The following is an 18,640-nucleotide window of genomic DNA, read 5'->3' as shown; positions in this document are numbered from 1 at the left end:
TCGCGCAGGTGGTCGGGGTGGCGGGATTTGAACCCACGGCCTTCCGCTCCCAAAGCGGACGCGCTACCAAGCTGCGCCACACCCCGTCTGGTGCGACACGTAGGCTACATGCCCGCAGGCAGCGGGGCTGCCGCATTTCCCGAGCCCCGGCCGCCGGTCCCCCTCACGGGCGCCTGCGACGCAGGCCCGGCCGGGTCACGGAGGCGGCCCGGACCCGATCCGGCGCGGTGCGCGTCGTGTGCCGGCTGCCCGGGCTTCGGCCGGAGGGAAGCGGGAGCGGCCCCGACAGGCGCGATGTCGCGGCGCACGCCCCCGGCGTGAATCCCTCGCGCGCGCTCAGGCAGATGGAAGGGGTGTGCGGCGAGGGCTGACGACCCGGTACGATGCTTTCGTGCCGTCGGTCACCTGACCGCGGCGCGTCCTGTGCGGGCGTAGCTCAATGGTAGAGCCCTAGTCTTCCAAACTAGCTACGCGGGTTCGATTCCCGTCGCCCGCTCCATACACATCAGGGCCAGGTCAGAGGATCAATCCTCCGCCTGGCCCTGATCGTTGTCCGGGTCCTGTTCAGCCCCTCGTGCGGTGCAGGCCCGCGAAGCAGGGCGTGCGCCTTGGCAACGAGGGTGGCCGCCTGCCACGATCAGGCCGTGGTCGACCTTGCAAAGATCGCGGGACGAATGAGCAGCCTCCTCAGAAAAGTCGCGGCGCGGCTGGAGATCCTGGACGTCCTCCTCCCGAAGATCGCGAGGCAGGCGAACCAGCTTCTCGACCTGGTGGGCGGCCCCGTGGTCGGCGCACTGATGCTGTCCGCCGGTATCAAGAGCTACCGCGACGGTGGATCCGTGGGGTGGCCCGTCGCTGGATCGGCCCTCCTCTTGATCAACCTCTGTGTGGCCTGGCGTCGGCTCGCCCGGCACCGGAAGCCCACTCCGACGCCGTAGCCGCCCTCCGACCCGGTCCTCCAGGGGATCGGGCGCCTTCCGGGGCTAGAACTGGATCGAGTTGATGGTCTCCGCTATCGAGTCCAGGAAGCGTTGGATGTCGTCGGCCATGCCGGTGGAGGCGAGGAAGAAGCCGAAGAGCACCGCGACTATGGCGGGGCCGGCCTTGATGGAGCCTCCCCGCATCAACACCACCAGGATGATCCCCAACAGCAGCACCACTGACAGCGAAATGGCCACAACTGATCACACCCTCGGTCGGTCCCGCTCTCCCGGCCCGGGGACGCGACCCCGCGACCCCCGCCAGAACCATCGTGCCACCAACGCGGCCCGCATATGCGGCCGCTGAGCCAACGTTTGGCCATGCCGATACACGCCCCGCACCCCCTGGCCGGTTCCTTTCGGTCTCCGGTCGCCGTGTCCGCACATTCCGTCCGCAGGGAATTCGAAGCATCGACACAGCTGTACGACAGCCATGGTTATGCGCGGCTTCAGGGGGATTAATCCTGACAACACGGGCCTGTTGAAGACGGCTCAGAAGGGAACAACCGGTAACGAGACGGCTGGTTTTACGGAAACACACAGCCGAGGCTAGGGTGCCTCAGATGTTTCCAGCCGCCGCCGACGCAGTCCCCCGTCCGCGCTCGCCGCAGGACCCACCGCCTCGCCAGCAGCGCGACGCCTTCTTCGACAACGCCAAGTACCTGGCGATCGTCCTGGTGGCCGTCGCGCACGCCTGGGAGCCGCTCAAGGGCGACAGCCGGATCCTGGAGGGCGTGTACACCGTCGTGTACTCGTTCCACATGCCGGCGTTCATCGTCATCTCCGGCTTCTTCTCGCGCAGTTTCGACATGCGCCCGGACCGGCTGAAGCGGCTCGTCACCGGCGTCGCGGTGCCGTACGTCGTCTTCGAGACGGGCTATTCGCTCTTCAAGCGGTTCGCCGACCACGACCCGGGCATGGAGATCAGCCTCCTGGACCCGTGGTTCCTCACCTGGTTCCTGGTGGCGCTGTTCATCTGGCGGCTGACCACACCGATCTGGAAGCTGGTGCGGTGGCCGCTGCCGCTCGCGCTCGGCATCGCGATGCTGGCCTCCGTGACCCCGGACATCGGCGACGACCTGGATCTCCAGCGGGTGTTGCAGTTCCTGCCGTACTTCGTGCTGGGCCTGGTCCTGAAGCCCGAGCACTTCCGGATGGTGCGCCGGCGCTCGGTGCGGATCGCCGCGGTCCCGGTGTTCGCGGCCGCCCTCGCGGTCGGCTGGTGGGCGGTGCCGCGCATGAACACCGAGTGGTTCTACCACCGCAACGCCGTCCAGGAGATGGGCGCGCCCTGGTGGACCGGCCCGGTCATGGTGCTGGCCATGTTCGGCAGTTCGCTGTTGCTGACGGCCTGTTTCTTCGCCTGGGTGCCCGGCCGGCACATGTGGTTCACCGCCCTCGGCGCGGGCACGCTGTACGGCTATCTGCTGCACGGCTTCCTGATCAAGGGCGCGGGTTTCGCGGGCTGGTTCGACCCGGCCTGGCTGCACCGGCCGGCCGGTGAGCTGTTCGTGAGCGCCCTGGCCGCGGTCGCCGTCACCGTGCTGTGCACCGCGCCGGTGCGCCGGGTCTTCCGGTGCGTGATGGAGCCCGACATGAACTGGGCGTTCAAGAAGGAAGCTCCCGACATGGCCGCCCGGGCGCGCGAGCAGAGGACGGCTCCGCGCGAGAAGGCCGGCGTCTAGACGGACCCGCGGCTCAGACCGAGAAGCGCACGCATTCCCGCGTACTTCTCGGTCAGTCGGGTGCGGGTCGCCTCGTCGAGGACGGCCAGGCGTACCGGGTCCGCGTTGTGCGCCAGGTCGGCTTCTTTCACCAGCAGTGCGCCCGGGGTCGCGAGGATGCGCCCGGCGTAAACCTCGGGCGGCTCCCCGGCCCGCTTGGTGACGGCACGCACGATGTCCTTCGTACGGCGGCTCAGCGCGGCCTCGTCGAGCCACCGTGCGGAGAGCGCGTCGTCCTCGACGGCGTCGTGCAGCCAGGCCGCCGCGATCTGCTCGTCGTCGCCGCCCCGCGCGCGTACGCCCTCGGCGACGGCCCGCAGGTGTTCGGCGTAGGGCCGGCCGGCCTTGTCCGTCTGGCCCTCGTGTGCGGCGCGGGCCAGGGCCTCGACCTCGGCCAGGGTCAACTCGTCGGTCATGGCTCCAGTGTGTCGCGCCGCGGCGCCGAGCGGACCGGGAGGCCGTGCCGAGGACGATTCCGGCGAGGGCGACCAGACCACCAGGCCACCAGAGGGCCTCCCCGCGGTCATGCGCGGCGCCTGGCAGCGAGTGGAGCCGATTGCGTCAGGCGAACGGCTGGTGCGGTATCGCCTGGGCCGTCGGACCCTCGCGGCAGATCAGCAGCAGCGCCCGGTCGTCGTTGACGTCCTTCGCCACCGCCTCGATCAGGTGCCAGGCGGCACCGTGGAAGCCGCCGGCCACGTACCGGTCGGCCTCCCCCGTCAGCCGGTCGATGCCCTCGACTATGTCGCGGTCGGACGTCTCGACCAGACCGTCGGTGAAGAGCATCAGGACGTCGCCGGGACGCAGTGATCCCTTGACCGGGTCGAACTGGGCGCCGTCGTAGACACCGAGGAGGGGGCCTTCCGCGGCCTTCTCCTCCCAGCGGCCGCTGCCCGCGCTGAGCTGCAGCCCCGGCGGATGGCCTGCCGAGTAGAGCTCGTAGTCGCCGGAGTCGAGGTCCAGGACCAGGTGGATCGAGGTCGCGAAGCCCTCGTCCCAGTCCTGGCGCAGCAGATAGCCGTTCGCGGCGGGCAGGAAGGCGTGCGGGGGCAGCGAACCCAGCAGGCCGCCGAACGCCCCCGACAACAGCAGCGCACGCGATCCGGCGTCCATGCCCTTGCCGGAGACGTCCGTGAGGACGACCTCCATGGTCCGGCCGCCGTTGGTACGGGCCGCGACAACGAAGTCACCGGAGAACGACTGGCCGCCCGCGGGCCGCAGAGCCATCTCCCGGTGCCAGCCCTGCGGCAGGTGCGGCAGCTTGCTCTGCACCCGGATGCGTTCACGCAGGTCGAACAGCATGGTGCCGCCGCGCCGCCAGGGCACCCCGACCCGGCTGCGGAACTGGGCGATCAGCAGGCCGAAGAAACCGCACGCGGCCACGACCAGGACCACGCCCGGGGTGACCCGGGAGGGGCCCTCGGTGTACGGCCCGAGCTGCACCGACTCCACGATCAGGGCGGTCGCGGCCGCCGCGTACAGGCCGAGCAGGCTCGCCGGGCGCAGCAGCAGACCGCCGGCGACGATGGGCAGGACCAGCGCGGCCGGTGAGCACCACACCGAGTTCATCAGGGTGACGGACGTGATCACCGGGACGGTCAGGAGCAGACCGGCGAGCGCGACCCAGTCCGAGCCGTCGCCGCGGAAGTAGTCCACGGCGCTTCTGCGCAGCCCGACGCGGACCCGGTGCCACTGCATCTTCAACCGGGCCGTGAACGTCTCGGCTTCCGCGCGCCGCTCTCGTCCTGCTGCCATTAGTTCGGGACCTTATCCGTCGAACCCCCTGCTTGGCACAGGAGGTACGACTTGTCCCCCGTGCGAGGTTCAACTTCACAGTGGTTCAAGGGCCGTACCCGCCCCGGCGCACGACGGGCCGCGGCGAAATTCCCTCGCTCCTCCCGCAATGCCCTGGTAGGCATGGTTCATGGGGACAGACTTGCGGGTGCTTCGGCAGGACGACTGGGACGAGTGGTACGACAGCCTGATCCGCGCCTTCGGCGGGGTTCCGGAGTCGGCCGAGGAGCGGGAGCTGTCGCGTGAGCTCACCGAGCACGAGCGTTCCATCGGCGTCTGGGACGGCGAGCGGTGCGTGGGGACGGCGGGGGCGTTCAGCTTCCGGCTGACCGTGCCCGGCGGGGCCTCCGTGCCCGCGGCCGGCGTCACCATGGTCGGCGTGGCCGGCACGCACCGGCGGCGCGGGCTGCTGACCTCGATGATGCGCCGCCAGCTGGACGACGTGCGCTCCTGGGGCGAGCCGCTGGCCGTGCTCACCGCCTCCGAGCCGGTGATCTACGGCCGGTTCGGGTACGGCGTGGGCACCTACAACGTGAACGCCGACATCGACACCACCCGGGTTCGGCTGTCCGTATCGCCCGGCACCGACGACGTACGGCTGCGGTACGCGGCGCCCGCCGACGTGCTCGACGCGTGCGAGGCGGTGTACGCCCGGCTGGTGTCCCGGCGGCCCGGGATGGTCGCCCGGATCCCGGGCTGGGAGCGGCTGTGGCTGCTCGACCCGGAGGGCGACCGGGGCGGCGCCTCGCCGCTGCAGTGCGTGGTCGCGGAGCGGGACGGGGAGGTCGTCGGGTTCGTGCGGTACCGGGTCAAGGCGGACTGGGAGGCGGCCGGCCCCAAGGGCACGGTGGTGGTCTCCGACCTGGAGGCGCTGGATCCGGCCACGCACGGCGCGCTGTGGCGGTTCCTGTTCGACCTGGACCTCACCTCGCGGATCGACATCCGGCGACGGCCCGTCGACGAGGCCTGGCAGTACCTGGTCTCCGACGTCCGCCGCTGCTCGCTGGTGGTGCGGGACTCGCTGCATGTGCGGCTGGTCGACGTGGGTGCCGCGCTGGAGGCGCGGACCTATCAGACTCCGGTGGACGTGGTGTTGGAGGTCGAGGACTCCTTCTGCCCCTGGAACAGCGGGCGTTGGCGGCTCAGCGGGGACGCGAAGGGTGCGTCGTGCGAGCGTACGACGGACGCGGCCGATCTCGCCCTGTCCGTAAGGGAGTTGGGAGCGGCCTATCTCGGGGGCGTGAGCCTCGCCTCGCTGGCGGGGGCCGGGCTGGTGCGCGAGGTACGGCAGGGGGCGCTGGCCGAGGCGGCGGTGGGGTTCGGGTCGGCGGTGGCGCCCTGGCTGCCGCACGGGTTCTAGGTTCTCAACGGCTCTGGCAGGCCGGACACCAGAAGAGGTTGCGGGCGGCGAGATCGGCGGTGCGGATCTCGCCGCCACAGATGTGACAGGGCAGAGCGGCCCTGCGGTACACGTAGACCTCGCCGCCGTGGTCGTCGACGCGGGGCGGGCGGCCCATCGCCTCCGGGGTGTGCTCGGGGCGGACGGTGTCGATGCGGTTGTTCCGCACGCCCTCGCGCATGAGCTCGACGAGGTCGGCCCAGAGCGCGTCCCACTCGGCGGGGGTGATGTCCTTGCCCGCGCGGTACGGGTCGACGCGGTGACGGAAGAGGACCTCCGCCCGGTAGACGTTGCCCACGCCCGCGATGACCTTCTGGTCCATCAGCAGGGCGGCGATCGTCGTACGGCTGCGGGAGATCCGCCGGTACGCGGCCTGCGGGTCGGCGTCCTCGCGGAGGGGGTCCGGGCCGAGGCGGTCGTGTATCGACTGCTTCTCGGCGGGGGTGATCAGGGCGCAGGTCGTGGGGCCGCGGAGGTCGACGTACGCCGTGCTGTTCGCGAGGCGGAGGCGGACCGTGTCGGTGGGCGGGGGCGCGGGGGCCGCGCCGAAGGTGACCTTGCCGAAGAGGCCGAGGTGGATGTGGACCCAGTCGGTGCCCCGGAAGCCGAGGAAGAGGTGTTTGCCGTGGGCCTCGGTGCGGGTGAGTCCGGAGCGGTCGAGGAGGGCGGCGGCGTCGGAGAACTTGCCCTGGGGGCTGGTGACGCGGGGTTTCGTCCCCCGGAACGCGGCACCGTAGTCCTGGGCCAGGCGGTGGATGGTGTGGCCCTCGGGCACGGTGGCTCCTTGTTCGTCTGCGGGTGGGGGTGCGGGCGGATTTCCTCGCCCCCGCCGCCCCTACCCGTCCCATCCCCAGGGGGCGCTGCCCCCTTCGACCCCCATCGGCCCGAAGGGCCTCGTCCTCAAACGCCGGACGGGCTGAGAGATGACGTCCAGGTCGGCTGCCCAGGGGCGCGGGGAACTGCGCGGCCGGCCCCCACGCACCCGCACCCGGCCGACAACCCCCGCCGCCCCACCGCCGGAGGCTACTGCTGCGGGTGATGCGCGGGAATCTCCGGCAGGTCGCCCGTGGTCTCGTAGCCGGAGAGCATGTCGATGCGGCGCTGGTGGCGCTCGTCCCCGGAGAACGGGGTGGCGAGGAAGGTCTCGACGAACTTCGTCGCCTCCTCCGTGGAGTGCATGCGGGCGCCTACCGCGACGACGTTGGCGTTGTTGTGCTGGCGGCCCAGCGACGCGGTCTCCTCGCTCCAGGCGAGGGACGCACGGACGCCCTTGACCTTGTTCGCCGCGATCTGCTCGCCGTTGCCGGAGCCGCCGATCACGATGCCGAGGGAGTCGGCGTCGGCGGCGGTGCGCTCGGCGGCGCGGAGGCAGAAGGGCGGGTAGTCGTCCTGGGCGTCGTAGATGTGGGGGCCGCAGTCCACCGGGTCGTGGCCGGCTGCCTTGAGCCAGTCGACGAGGTGGTTCTTGAGTTCGAAGCCCGCATGGTCGGAGCCGAGATACACGCGCATGGAACGAGTGTGACACGGCTGTTTCAGGGCAGCAGCCCCGGGTGTCAGCCAGGAAAACCGTGAACCCGACAATGGATCCTCAAGGAAACCTCAAGTAACGATCTGGATTCAAAGGTTCACGAATTTCTTTGCCTCCGATTCACTGGACCGACCCGTACACCGCTCGTACGGGAGCCCCACACCCGGCACGAAGGAATTCCCCGTATGACTGGTCTCCAGGCCGGACTCAAGAACCGTCACCTCTCGATGATCGCCATCGGCGGTGTCATCGGAGCGGGCCTCTTCGTGGGCTCCAGTTCCGGTATCGCCACCGCCGGACCCGGCATCCTGCTCTCGTACGCCCTCGTCGGCACGCTGGTCGTCCTCGTGATGCGGATGCTCGGTGAGATGTCCGCCGCGAACCCGAACTCCGGCTCCTTCTCGGCGCACGCCGACCGGGCCCTCGGGCGCTGGGCCGGTTTCTCCATCGGCTGGCTGTACTGGTTCTTCTGGGTCGTCGTGCTCGCCGTGGAGGCGACCGCCGGCGCCAAGATCCTCGAAGGGTGGATACCCGCCGTACCGCAGTGGGGCTGGGCGCTGATCGTCATGATCGTGCTCACCGCCACCAACCTGGTCTCGGTGGGGTCCTACGGCGAGTTCGAGTTCTGGTTCGCCGGGATCAAGGTCGTCGCCATCGGTGCGTTCATCGTCATCGGTCTGCTCGCGGTGTTCGGCGTCCTGCCGGGTGTCGACGCCGACCAGGCGGGGCTGTCCAACCTCACCGACCACGGCGGTTTCCTGCCCAACGGGCCCGGCGCCATCCTCACCGGTGTGCTGCTCGTCGTCTTCTCCTTCATGGGCAGCGAGATCGCCACGCTCGCGGCCGGTGAGTCGGAGGACCCGCAGCGGGCCGTGACCAAGTCGACCAACAGCATCATCTGGCGGATCGCGGTCTTCTACCTCGGCTCGATCTTCGTCGTGGTCGCCCTGCTGCCCTGGGACTCCAAGTCCATCCAGGACGACGGCTCCTACGTCGCCGCGCTCGACTCCCTCGGGATCGCGCACGCCGGTCAGATCATGAACTTCATCGTGCTGACCTCGGTGCTGTCCTGCCTCAACTCCGGCCTCTACACGGCCTCCCGTATGGCCTTCTCGCTCGGCGAGCGGGGAGACGCGCCGAAGGCGTTCGCGCGGGTCAACGGCCGGGGCGTGCCGATGGCCGCGATCCTCGCGTCGGTGGTGTTCGGCTTCGTCGCCGTGTTCTTCAACTACCTCTCCCCGGACAAGATCTTCCTCTTCCTCGTCAACTCCTCCGGTGCGGTGGCCCTGTTCGTCTGGCTGGTCATCTGCTTCTCGCAGCTGCGGATGCGGAAGATCATCCAGGCCGAGGCGCCGGAGAAGCTCGTCGTGAGGATGTGGCTGTACCCGTATCTGACCTGGGCGACGGCCGCGTTGATCGTGTTCGTCCTCGGCTACATGCTGACCGACACGGAGCACGACGGTCGGGAGACGGTGCTGCTGTCGCTGCTCGTCGCGGCGGTGGTGCTGGTCATCGCCGTGGTGAAGGAGAAGCTCGGCCGCGGGCGGGCGGGCGCCGCCCCGGCCGGCGAGGTGACGGACAAGGTCTCCGTCGGCTGAGCATTAGCAGTCGTGCGAGAGGGGCCCCGTGGCATGTGCCGCGGGGCCCCTCTCGTATGCGTCCTTTCGCGTGCGTTCACAGGACGGTGAAGCTGTCTTTCACCTCGTCGTACGTCCTGAGGGCCTGCGTCTCGATGTCCGGCTGGTACCAGGTGTTGATCTGGTACGACTTGTCGCCCACGTTGAAGCCGAGCAGCCGGGCGTGCCAGGGGACGCCGCCCAGGGTGAAGCTGTATTCCCAGACGACCGCGGGGTGATCGCGGAAGGTCGTCTCCTCCAGACGGATCTTGCGGTAGTCCTGGCCCTGGTGGGCGTTCTGCTCGGAGGTCCTCCAGGTCTCCATCAGGTCGCCCCGGGCGAGGGAGGACTTGGCCGCGAGCTCCTGCTCTCCGTCCGGCGAGGTGTAGTGGACCTCGGCTCCCGTCTTCACGTCCCGCCGCCAGCCGGTGGGGGTCGCCCACGCGAATCCGCCGGCCTCCTCGTGTGCGCCGGGCGGGAGCGAACGGGGGCGGGCGGTGCCCTCGACGGTGGAGGACGGGGTGCCGCCGGGGGTGGAGGCGCCGGGTGCCGAGGAGGAGACGGACGCGGAGGCGGACGGGGAGCCGCCCGCCTTGTCGTCGCCGGGTGAGCCGGACGTGGTGGCGAGGATGATCGCGACCACTACGGCACCCGCGGCGACCACGCTCCCGGCGGCGACCAGGGCGGTCCGGCGCCGGCCTCGGTGCGGGGTGGCGGGGCGGGCGGGGCCGGGGAGTTCGCCCGGGGGCATGCGGTGGGGGTGGGGGCCCAGGATCAGGGCGGGGTCGGGGTCCCGGCCGGGACGAGGTTCGGTACGGGGGTCCGCGGCGGGTTCGTCGGTGTCGATGCCGGGTCCGCCGTTGCCGGCCGAGCCTGACGTGGGGGCGGGACCGGCCGGATCGGGGTGGTGGGGGCTACGGCGGGTCGGCGGTGCCGGACCGACACGGGTGGGAGCGGAGGCCGCGCGCAGGGGGGTGTCGCGTGTCGGCGCGTCCGGCATCGGGAAGTGCTCCGTGGGGACGCCGGCCGCGAGGGAGTCCTGCGTGGGAGCGCTCGCGAGGGGCGTACTGGTCGTGGTGGCACCCGCCCGGAGCGCGGCTCCCGCCGAGGCTCCCGCCGAGTTCCCGGACGGCGCCTCCGACCGGACCTCCGAACGCTCCTCCGAGACGGCCTCGGTGGAGGCACTGGCACGGTGGTCGGCCGACGGCTCCCGGAGCCGGGACCGGGCGGTCACGAACGGCTCGACGGGGACGCCGAGTTCGGCCCGAGCGGCTACGACCTCGCCTGCCGGCCCGGCGTCGGCGTCCGGGGTCGCGTCTCCTGCTCCCGGCGTGTCCGGGGGCGAGCCCTCGGCGCCGGTCAGGTCCGGGAGCGAGCCTGCTGTCCCCGCCACGTCCGGAGCCGAGTCCCCTGCTGCTGCGGCGTCCGGGGGTGAGCCCGTCGTCCCCACCACGGCCGGAGCAGAATCCTCTGCCCCCGCCGCACCCGGCGGCCAGCCCGTCGTCCCCACCACGTCCCGGGCCGAGTCCCCTGCACCAGCCACGTCCGGCATCCCTGCAGCGGCCGAGGCCGAATCCACGCCTCCCGTCACGTCCGGGGGCGAACCCGTCGTACCCACGACGGCCCGGGCCGAGTCCCCCGCACCAGCCACGGCCGGGGCCGAGTCGCCCGCTCCGGCCACGTCCGATGCCGCGCCCCCGGGCGCCATGACATCCGAGGGCTCCGGAGTCCGGGCGGCAGATCGAGTTCCGTCGGGCGACGAGCCCGGTGCGTCGGAAGCGCCCGCCTCCGAGGGGCCGTGCCCGGGCGGTACGGCATCCATGGGCTGCACGCGCTCGGCCACTGACCGGGACTCCGCCGGCACCGAGTCCGAAGCCCCGGCACCCCCGGCCTCCGAAGGCAGATGACCGGGCGGCACGGCATCCGAGGGCTCCGCGCCCTCGGTCACAGACCAAGACCCTCCCGCCGCCGAGTCCGACCCACCGGCACCATCCGCCCCCGCAGACCCCCGCCCGGGCAGTACCGCGTCCAAGGACCCCGTCGGTTCCGAGAGGCCCGGCACCTCGGCCTCCGGCACCCGCGGGTCCCGTACCGCCCGTACGACCCGTGTGGGCGGCTCCTGGTTCGTCCACCTCACCGACGGGCTGGGCGGTTGCGCTGGGGTGTCCGGCCCCTCCGACGGGTGTCCGCGCGCATCGCTCGGGCCGCCCGGCGCACCGGAGTCTGCCGACACCCCTGAACCACCCGGCGTCCCTGCGGTCCCCGCGGTTCCGGACGTCTCCGGCCCGATCGGATCTCTGGGGTCCCTCAACTCCCCCCGGGCCCACGCCGGTGCGGACGTCCCCGCTCGCTCCGGTGCCGGTGCCGCCTCCGGCTGCTGGGCCTCATCAGCACGTACGGACTCCGACGCTCGCGCAGAGTCCTCCCGCCCCGGGTCGGTCCAAGTCGCGGCCCCGCCTTCCCCGGTCCCCCGCTGCTCACCGGCATCACCCGCACCGTCAGCGCCCGCGTCCTCCCCCGTCTCCATCCGCAGAGTCGGCGTGGGCGCCGGGAACGCCACCCTGTGCAGGGCCGCTTCCACCTCGTCCAGGCCCGGGCGTATCGAGGGGTCCTTCTCCAGCAGGGCGGTCAGGACGTCGGCCAGCGGGCCCGCCGCCGCGGGGAGTTCCGGCTCCTCGTAGAGGACGGCGTGCAGCGTGGCCAGGGTGGTGTCGCGGGAGAAGGGGGAGCGGCCGCCGAGGGCCGCGCAGAGGGTCGCGCCGAGGGACCAGATGTCCGACGGGGGTCCCTGGGGGCGGCCCGAGACCCGCTCGGGGGCCATGTAGTCGGGGGAGCCGACGAGCATGCCGACCATGGTGAGCGCCTTGGCGTCCTGCATCGCGGCGATGCCGAAGTCCGTCAGCACGATCCGGTGACCGGTGCGGTCGCCGGACTCCACCAGGACGTTGCCGGGTTTGATGTCGCGGTGCAGGACACCGCGTGCGTGCACCTGGCGGAGCGCCCGCACCAGCCCGAGTCCGAGCAGCGCCGTGTCGCGTGGTCCGAGCGGGCCGTCCTCCGCGATCATCCGTTCCAGGGAGCGGCCCTTGACCAACTCCATGACGATCCACAGGCGTTCGCCCTCGTCCACGACGTCGTAGACCCGTACGACGTTGGGGTGGTCGATCCGGGCCGTGGCCCTGGCCTCGCGCAGCGTCCGTTCACGGCGGGTGCGGGTGTCCTCCGCGTCGAGGCCGTCGATCCGCATCTCCTTGACCGCGACCTGCCGGTCGAGCATTTCGTCGGCGGCCCGCCACACCCGTCCCATTCCCCCCTGGCCGATACTTTCGACCAGGCGATAGCGTCCTGTCACCAGGAGCCCTGGAACTCCGCCGCGCCTCGCATTTCCCGTGTCTCCCGCATTCCCCGGCAATCCGCTGCACCCCCTCAACGATGTCCCGAGTGGAACACAATGGTCACACTTCGCGCCGTACCAGCATAGTGCGGAGAAATCTTGTGGTACCTCTTCAAGTACTGCGAATTCAGGCGCAGCCAAGGGGGGCGAACATGAGTTCTCGTCGTATGACGACCATTGCCGGATCGCTGGTCGCGGCATCTTTCTCGACGGTGATGATCTTCAGCTTCACCGCGAGCGCGGACGAGGGACCCGCCAGCAGCAAGGGGGGAAAGGCCGTTGACGCGGCACCGGCCGGTGTGAAGCTGACGACGACACTGCCGGAGAAGATCTCCGTCGACAACAGCTCGCAGAAAACCGACCTCACGGCCGGCGTGAAGAACGACGGGAGCAAGGACAGCGGAAAGATCAGGCTCTTGGTCGTCGGTTTCGACGGCCTTACGGTCAAAAACGTTCAAGGTTGCTCTCCGATGGAAGAAAAGGATCTGCCGGAGGGCTCGAACAGCGGATTCGTCTGCTCCATCGACAATCTCGCGGCCGGTAAGTCGAAGTCGTACGCCGTCGACGCGACATTCGATCTCAAGAAGACCGGAAAGATCTGCCTGCCGGTGCAGACCGGCGACGGGAAGAAGACGTTCTGGCAGCAGGGCCCGGTTCCGTTCGGTACGACGAACCCGTCACCGAACGCCCCGGCCACCCCGCTGCTGCTGGGCACCGACAACAAGCCGGTGTCCCCGGGCGGCGGCACGCCGAGCGAACTGCCGAAGACCGGCCCGGCACGTGACCTGTTGCCGCTCGGGGCCGCGGGCGCCTCGCTGATGGCGGCCGGCGTGGCCGGGATGTGGTGGTCGCAGCGACGGCCGCGGCGCACCGTCTGATCCGGAGCGGAAACCGGTGGAGGCGTGACCCGACGGAAACCGTCAGGTCACGCCTCCAGCATGTCCGGCATGAACAGCTCGTGTCGTACCGCTCAACCCGCTGGGCGGGCGTTTCCGTGTACGGCTGTTGACCGGTGGTGGGCGTCAGCAGGCGCGCGAGCTGCTGAACCCGGCCTTCGCGCCGCTGTACGACGCCGAAACACGCGAGATGCTCGCCGAGTTGGAGTCGCGGTACGACCCGGCGAGCCTCTTCCGCGGGGGTGTCAGCGCTTGACGAGCTTCCAGGCGGTGGGCAGCACGCCCATCGCGAGGGCCGCCTTGAGGGCGTCGCCGAGCAGGAAGGGGGTGAGGCCGGCCGCGACGGCGGCGGACAGCGACATGTCGGCGGCGTAGGCGAGGTACGGGACGCCGACGGCGTAGATGATCGCCTCGCCGACCAGCATGGCACCCGCCGTCCGCCACACGTTCCGGTCGGCGCCGCGGCGGGCCAGGGCGCCGACGGCGGCGGAGGCCAGGATCATGCCGAGGATGTAACCGAAGGAGACGGAGAACCCGGAGGTGCCCTGGGCGAACCACGGGAGCCCGGCGAGGCCGGCCAGCGCGTACAGCGCGAGGGAGGCGACACCGCGGCGGGCGCCGAGGGTCGTGCCGACGAGCAGGGCGGCGAAGGTCTGGCCGGTCACCGGCACCGGGGAGCCCGGCACGGGCACGGAGAGCTGTGCGGCGAGGCCGGTGAGCGCGGCGCCGCCCACCACGAGCGCGATGTCCCGGACGCGGGAGGCGGGGATCAGGTCGGCGAGGACCTGGCCGGTGCGGACGGGGGCGACGGCGGTGCTCATGGGGACTCCGCGAGAGTGTGAACGGCGAGGGACATCGTGACGCTATCCCAGCACGTTCGGGCCGATCACCGTCAGCGCCCGACAAAGGGGGGAGCGAGGGCTTGGTGGGCTCCGGACAAAGGATGCGGGTTACACCCGGTTCGGCGTGACGCCGGTCACTGAGGTGAGGTGGCCCCGGCTACAGGCGCGCGGGTTCACGCCACTGTGGGGAACCACCAAACGAATCCTAGTGGGCTGGTCGGATTCACCGTTGGTGACCTACCCTTCGGGACATGGTCGCCCAGTCCCGGTACTTCTCCTCGCGTCGCCACGTCGATCTGCGACGCGTGGGCACGGCCGTCTGTCGCCGTCCGGTGTGAGGCGGGCTCCGGCGCGCCTCGCTCTCCGAGACGTGTCGGCCCCCGTTCCCGAGGACGGTCCTCCATGCCCCCTTCCGTGGCACCCCCTGTCTCTTCCCCTTCCCCTTCCACGTCGCGGCGCCGGACCAGCGCCAGCGTCGTCCTGCGGTCCGTGCTGGAGCACGGGCCGGTGGCGCGCAGCACCATCGCCCGGCTGACGGGGTTGTCCCCGGCGTCCGTGACGGACTACTGCTCACGCTTCACCGAACTCGGCCTGATCCGGGAGTCGGAACTGCCCCGGCGCTCCCAGGGTGTGGGCCGCCCCCATGTGCCCGTGGACCTCGACGCAACACGGTTCGTCGTGGGCGGGGTCCATGTGGCCGTCCCCTATACGACCGTGGCGCTGCTCGATCTGCGCGGCCGGGTGGTGGCCGTGCGGGAGCTGCGGCACGGCAGGGACGGCAGGGGCGACAGGGACGGCAGGAACGAGAGGGCCGACGGGGCCGACGCCCACGCGGTCCTGGCGCGGGCCGCCGACGCGCTCGCCGCACTCCTCGCCCGGGCCCCGCGACTGCGCTGCCTGGGCGTCGGCTTCGCGGCCGGCGGCTGGGTGGACCGGGACTCCGGGACCGTCGTCGAGCACCCCCTGCTGGGCTGGCACGAGGTGCCGGTGCGGGACGTGCTCGGCGCCCGGACCGGTCTGCCCGTCCATGTGGACGGGCACGCACGGGCGTTGGTCAACGCGGAGCGGCTGTTCGGGCGGGCGCGCGGCAGCCGGAGCGTGCTGCAGCTCTTCGTCGGAAACGTGGTGGACGCGGCCTTCGCCACCAACGACGAGGTGCATCACGGACCGCGCTCCCAGGCGGGCGCGATCGCCCATCTCCCGGTACCGGGCGGCACCGAGCCCTGCGCCTGCGGGCGGACGGGATGCCTGCAGGCCGAGCTGAGCGAGCGGACCCTCTGCCGGCGGGCCCGGCGGGCGGGGATCGTCGAGGGCGTGAACCCGATGCATGTGGTCGCGGCGGCGGCCGCGGGCGACCCGGTGGCGGCCCGGCTGCTGGTGGAGCGGGCGGGCGCCGTGGGGCGGGCGGTGCGGCTGCTCCTCGACGTGCTGAACCCGGAGACGGTCGTGGTGACCGAGGTCGGCGTGCTGCACCGGGAGGACTGCCTCGCCGCCCTGCGCGAGGGCGTCGGCGACGACCGTGCGGCCTCGGTCCTGCCGTCGAGTTTCCCGGACTCCGTCCTTGCCGTGGCGGGCGGTTCGGTGGCGCTCGACGTGCTCTACCGGGATCCGCTGGCCGCTTCACCTGAGGCTATTTAATTCAGAAACTCCGAATGTTGACAGGGGTTCCCCATGACCGCGAACATCCTTTCATGAGCCCGCACCTGTACTGTCGCGCCCTTTGTTGCTGACACGTTGCCCCGCGTGACGCGCTCATTTCCTCTGCTTGAACGCATTTCTGCGTGACTTTCTCCTGCACTGATCCAGGGAGTCTTCCCATGCCCTATTCCCGCACGTCCGGCATCGACCGGCGGCTGTTCCTCTCCTCGGTCCTCGGCGCCGCGGCCGGTGTCGCCGGCCTCAGTGGCTGCGCAGGTGGCAGCGCCGCCGCGGCCGGCGAGGACGACCTGTCCGCCCCGCTCGCCAACAAGATCCCGGCCGGTACGAGCCTCAAGATCGCCTCATATTCCGGCACCCAACAACTACAGCTGAAACTCGGCAGACTGGGCGATCCTCCGTTCAAGGTGACGAGCTGGGCCAATATCAGCGCCGGCCCGGATGTCATCAACGCCTTCCGTTCCGGCTCCCTCGACGTCGCCAACAACGCGGGAATCCCGCCGATCCAGGCGCATTTCCAGGGATACGACGCGAAGATCGTCGCGATCAACATCACCCGTAAGCCGAACTACCTCTTCGCCACCAAGCCCGGCAGCGACATCCGCACGGTCGAGGACTTCAGGGGGAAGAAGCTCGCGTTCTCGCAGGGGCAGGCCCAAGGAGTGGTCCTGCTGCGGGCGTTGAAGAAGGCCGGGCTCGCCTACGACGAGGTGAAGCTGGTCCCGCTGACCAGCAACCAGTTCTTCACGGCCCTGCAGTCCGGCCAGGTGGACGTGGCCCCGCTCGCCAACAGCCAGGCGCCCGCCTACCTCCAGCAGTACGAGGCCAAGGGAGCCCGCGCCATCACCACCGACGTGGTCGACCTGCTCAACCTGCTGTGGGCGCCGACCTCCGTGCTGGGCGACCCCGCGAAGGCCGCAGCGGTGGCCGCGTACATCCCGTACTGGGCCAAGGGCCAGGTGTGGACGTACGAGAACCCCGACATCTGGAACGAGGAGTTCTACGTCAAGACGCAGAACCTGACCCCCGCCCAGGCGAAGGCCGTCACCGCGCTCGCCAACAAGCCGCTCTTCCCGCCGAGTTGGGACGAGGCGATCAAGTGGGAGCAGGAGACCGCGGATCTGCTGGCGGAGGGCGGCTTCGTGAAGAAGTTCGACGTGGGCGAGCTGTTCGACCACCGCTTCGAGGGCATCGCCGCGAGGGCCGTGAGCGCGGAGTACCGGAGGTGAGCGCAGTGACCACCACCGTGGCCGCCACCGCCGCGGTCGCCCGGGACACGTCTCAGGTCCGCAGGCGCCGCCGGCTCTCCCCCGGCCGTCGCCTGCCCGCGGCCCGGCTCGTCGGGCCGGTCCTCCTCCTCGCCCTGTGGGCCGCCGCCTCCGCCGCGGGACGCCTCGATCCCGCCGCGGTCCCGGCGCCTTGGACGGTGGTGCGCACCGGCGTCCATCTGTGGACCGCCGGGACGCTGCCCACCGACATCCTGACCTCGCTGCGACGGGCCGCGTCCGGATTCGCGATCGGTCTGGCCGCGGGGGTCCTGCTGGCCCTGGCCGCCGGGCTCAGCCGGGCCGGCGAGGCGCTGATCGACGGGACGGTGAACCTCAACCGGGCGATCCCCACCCTCGGTCTGATCCCGCTGTTCATCCTCTGGCTGGGCATCGGGGAGTCCTTCAAGGTCGCCATCATCGCGATCGTCGTCTACATCCCGATCTATCTGAACACCCATGCCGCACTGGCCGGCATCGACCACCGCTACGTCGAACTGGCCGAGGTGCAGGGGCTGTCGAGGTTCGCCTTCGTCCGGCAGATCGTCATCCCCGGCGCGCTGCCCGGATTCTTCGTGGGACTCCGGCTCGGCGTCACCGGCTCCTGGCTGGGCCTGGTCGTCCTGGAGCAGATCAACGCCACCAGCGGACTCGGCTACCTGATGTTCCAGGCCCAGAACTACGGCCAGAGCGATGTGATCCTCGTCGGTCTCGTCGTCTACGGCGTCTTCGGCCTGGTCTCCGACAGCGCGGTCCGACTCGTCGAACGGAGGGTGCTGTCATGGCGCCGCACACTGAGCAGCTGACCCGGCCGGCCGTACGACTGCGGGGGCTGACCCGGTCGTTCGGCGGGCGTACGGTCCTCGACGGCATCGACCTCGACATCCCGGCCGGACAGTTCGTCGCGCTGCTCGGGCACAGCGGCTCCGGCAAGAGCACGCTGCTGCGGGCGGTGGCGGGGCTGGACCACGAGGTGGTGGGCAGCGGGCAGCTCACGGCTCCGGACCGGGTGTCCGTGGTGTTCCAGGACGCGCGGCTGCTGCCGTGGCGGCGGGTGCTGGACAACGTCCTGCTGGGGACGGACGGCGAGGAGAAGGGGCGGGAGGCTCTTGAGGAGGTCGGTCTGAAGGGCCGTGAGCGGGCCTGGCCGAGCGAGCTGTCCGGCGGTGAGGCCCAGCGCGCGGCGCTGGCCCGGTCGTTGGTACGGGAGCCCGAACTGCTCCTGGCCGACGAGCCGTTCGGGGCACTGGACGCGTTGACGCGGATCAGGATGCACGCGCTGCTGAGGCAGTTGTGGAAGCGGCATCAGCCGTCGGTGCTGCTGGTGACGCATGACGTCGACGAGGCGGTGGTCCTCGCGGACCGGGTGCTGGTGCTGGAGCACGGGCGGATCGGGCTGGACCTGACGATCGAACGTGAGCGTTCGCGGGAGGAGTACCGGGTGCGGTTGCTGGCGGCGCTGGGGGTGACCGCGGAGGTCGGCTGACCGCGGAAGTCGGCTGACCGGCCCTGGGGGCTGCGCCCCCAGACCCCCATCGGCCCCAAG

17 protein-coding genes, 2 tRNA genes and 1 pseudogene are annotated in these 18,640 nt (G+C 70.9%); 12 read left to right on the top strand and 8 right to left on the bottom strand.

From position 1 onward, the window contains the following. Positions 1-9: 9 nt before the first annotated feature. Positions 10-86, bottom strand: a tRNA-Pro gene (locus AQI94_RS02150). A 339-nt stretch (positions 87-425) separates the two neighbouring features. Between AQI94_RS02150 and AQI94_RS02145 the strand changes: the two genes are divergently transcribed. Both AQI94_RS02145 and AQI94_RS02140 read left to right on the top strand, forming a co-directional pair. Further along, a tRNA-Gly gene (locus tag AQI94_RS02145) sits at positions 426-499 on the top strand. Between the two features lie 145 nt (positions 500-644). Continuing rightward, positions 645-938, top strand: a complete 294-nt coding sequence (locus tag AQI94_RS02140; RefSeq protein WP_225890134.1) for a hypothetical protein — start codon at positions 645-647, stop codon at positions 936-938. A gap of 45 nt (positions 939-983) precedes the next feature. Here AQI94_RS02140 and AQI94_RS02135 read toward each other — a convergent pair whose 3' ends face one another. After that, positions 984-1,178 (bottom strand): hypothetical protein, encoded by a 195-nt coding sequence (locus AQI94_RS02135; protein WP_007382026.1) that lies wholly within the window; start codon positions 1,176-1,178, stop codon positions 984-986. A 365-nt stretch (positions 1,179-1,543) separates the two neighbouring features. On the opposite strand from AQI94_RS02135, the gene AQI94_RS02130 reads away from it, so the two are divergent. Next, entirely contained in the window at positions 1,544-2,665 is a 1,122-nt protein-coding gene (locus AQI94_RS02130; RefSeq protein ID WP_031037008.1) for an acyltransferase family protein, read from the top strand. Here the strand turns inward: AQI94_RS02130 and AQI94_RS02125 are convergent. After that, on the bottom strand, positions 2,662-3,120 hold the full coding sequence (locus AQI94_RS02125) for an HD domain-containing protein (protein ID WP_031037009.1): 459 nt from the start codon (positions 3,118-3,120) through the stop codon (positions 2,662-2,664). The two genes, AQI94_RS02130 and AQI94_RS02125, sit on opposite strands and share 4 nt — an antisense overlap. A 145-nt stretch (positions 3,121-3,265) precedes the next feature. After that, a complete protein-coding gene (locus tag AQI94_RS02120; protein ID WP_031037011.1) occupies positions 3,266-4,459 on the bottom strand; it encodes a PP2C family protein-serine/threonine phosphatase in 1,194 nt (397 codons plus the stop codon). Positions 4,460-4,628: 169 nt separating this feature from the next. Between AQI94_RS02120 and AQI94_RS02115 the strand changes: the two genes are divergently transcribed. Continuing rightward, positions 4,629-5,858, top strand: coding sequence for a GNAT family N-acetyltransferase (locus AQI94_RS02115; RefSeq protein ID WP_031037013.1), 1,230 nt, complete (start codon positions 4,629-4,631; stop codon positions 5,856-5,858). A 4-nt stretch (positions 5,859-5,862) separates the two neighbouring features. Here AQI94_RS02115 and AQI94_RS02110 read toward each other — a convergent pair whose 3' ends face one another. Both AQI94_RS02110 and AQI94_RS02105 read right to left on the bottom strand, forming a co-directional pair. Continuing rightward, a complete protein-coding gene (locus AQI94_RS02110; RefSeq protein ID WP_031037015.1) occupies positions 5,863-6,672 on the bottom strand; it encodes an Fpg/Nei family DNA glycosylase in 810 nt (269 codons plus the stop codon). Between the two features lie 248 nt (positions 6,673-6,920). Beyond that, on the bottom strand, positions 6,921-7,406 hold the full coding sequence (locus AQI94_RS02105) for a ribose-5-phosphate isomerase (RefSeq protein WP_031037017.1): 486 nt from the start codon (positions 7,404-7,406) through the stop codon (positions 6,921-6,923). 204 nt (positions 7,407-7,610) lie between these two features. Here AQI94_RS02105 and AQI94_RS02100 point away from each other — a divergent pair, with 204 nt between their 5' ends. Next, positions 7,611-9,023 carry an amino acid permease gene (locus AQI94_RS02100; RefSeq protein WP_031037018.1) on the top strand — a complete coding sequence of 471 codons (1,413 nt, stop codon included), beginning with the start codon at positions 7,611-7,613 and terminating at the stop codon, positions 9,021-9,023. 2,566 nt (positions 9,024-11,589) lie between these two features. Here the strand turns inward: AQI94_RS02100 and AQI94_RS46705 are convergent. Continuing rightward, a pseudogene (locus AQI94_RS46705) lies at positions 11,590-12,348 on the bottom strand (serine/threonine-protein kinase); the annotation flags it as partial. A 239-nt stretch (positions 12,349-12,587) separates the two neighbouring features. On the opposite strand from AQI94_RS46705, the gene AQI94_RS02085 reads away from it, so the two are divergent. Together AQI94_RS02085 and AQI94_RS43790 are read left to right on the top strand one after the other, a co-directional pair. Next, positions 12,588-13,313 carry a hypothetical protein gene (locus AQI94_RS02085; RefSeq protein ID WP_031051001.1) on the top strand — a complete coding sequence of 242 codons (726 nt, stop codon included), beginning with the start codon at positions 12,588-12,590 and terminating at the stop codon, positions 13,311-13,313. Between the two features lie 127 nt (positions 13,314-13,440). After that, on the top strand, positions 13,441-13,587 hold the full coding sequence (locus AQI94_RS43790; protein ID WP_225890133.1) for a hypothetical protein: 147 nt from the start codon (positions 13,441-13,443) through the stop codon (positions 13,585-13,587). Here the strand turns inward: AQI94_RS43790 and AQI94_RS02080 are convergent. Further along, on the bottom strand, positions 13,577-14,152 hold the full coding sequence (locus AQI94_RS02080) for a biotin transporter BioY (protein ID WP_031050998.1): 576 nt from the start codon (positions 14,150-14,152) through the stop codon (positions 13,577-13,579). The genes AQI94_RS43790 and AQI94_RS02080 overlap by 11 nt on opposite strands. Before the next feature lie 272 nt (positions 14,153-14,424). On the opposite strand from AQI94_RS02080, the gene AQI94_RS46515 reads away from it, so the two are divergent. The 5 genes from AQI94_RS46515 (at position 14,425) to AQI94_RS02060 (ending at position 18,580) form a co-directional block, all read left to right on the top strand. Next, on the top strand, positions 14,425-14,511 hold the full coding sequence (locus tag AQI94_RS46515) for a putative leader peptide (RefSeq protein WP_353963568.1): 87 nt from the start codon (positions 14,425-14,427) through the stop codon (positions 14,509-14,511). Between the two features lie 64 nt (positions 14,512-14,575). Further along, on the top strand, positions 14,576-15,811 hold the full coding sequence (locus AQI94_RS02075; protein WP_031050996.1) for an ROK family protein: 1,236 nt from the start codon (positions 14,576-14,578) through the stop codon (positions 15,809-15,811). Between the two features lie 179 nt (positions 15,812-15,990). Beyond that, a complete protein-coding gene (locus AQI94_RS02070) occupies positions 15,991-17,058 on the top strand; it encodes an ABC transporter substrate-binding protein (RefSeq protein WP_031050994.1) in 1,068 nt (355 codons plus the stop codon). Further along, entirely contained in the window at positions 17,055-17,900 is an 846-nt protein-coding gene (locus tag AQI94_RS02065; protein ID WP_062229555.1) for an ABC transporter permease, read from the top strand. The genes AQI94_RS02070 and AQI94_RS02065 overlap by 4 nt, the downstream gene beginning before the upstream one ends. Further along, a complete protein-coding gene (locus AQI94_RS02060) occupies positions 17,876-18,580 on the top strand; it encodes an ABC transporter ATP-binding protein (RefSeq protein ID WP_031051167.1) in 705 nt (234 codons plus the stop codon). The genes AQI94_RS02065 and AQI94_RS02060 overlap by 25 nt, the downstream gene beginning before the upstream one ends. The last annotated feature ends 60 nt before the right edge of the window (positions 18,581-18,640 follow it).

It is taken from the genome of Streptomyces pseudovenezuelae, assembly GCF_001513955.1.
GTDB lineage: Bacteria > Actinomycetota > Actinomycetes > Streptomycetales > Streptomycetaceae > Streptomyces > Streptomyces pseudovenezuelae.
Note: the sequence above shows the minus strand (reverse complement) of the source record. Positions and strands in the feature narration are given on the sequence as shown.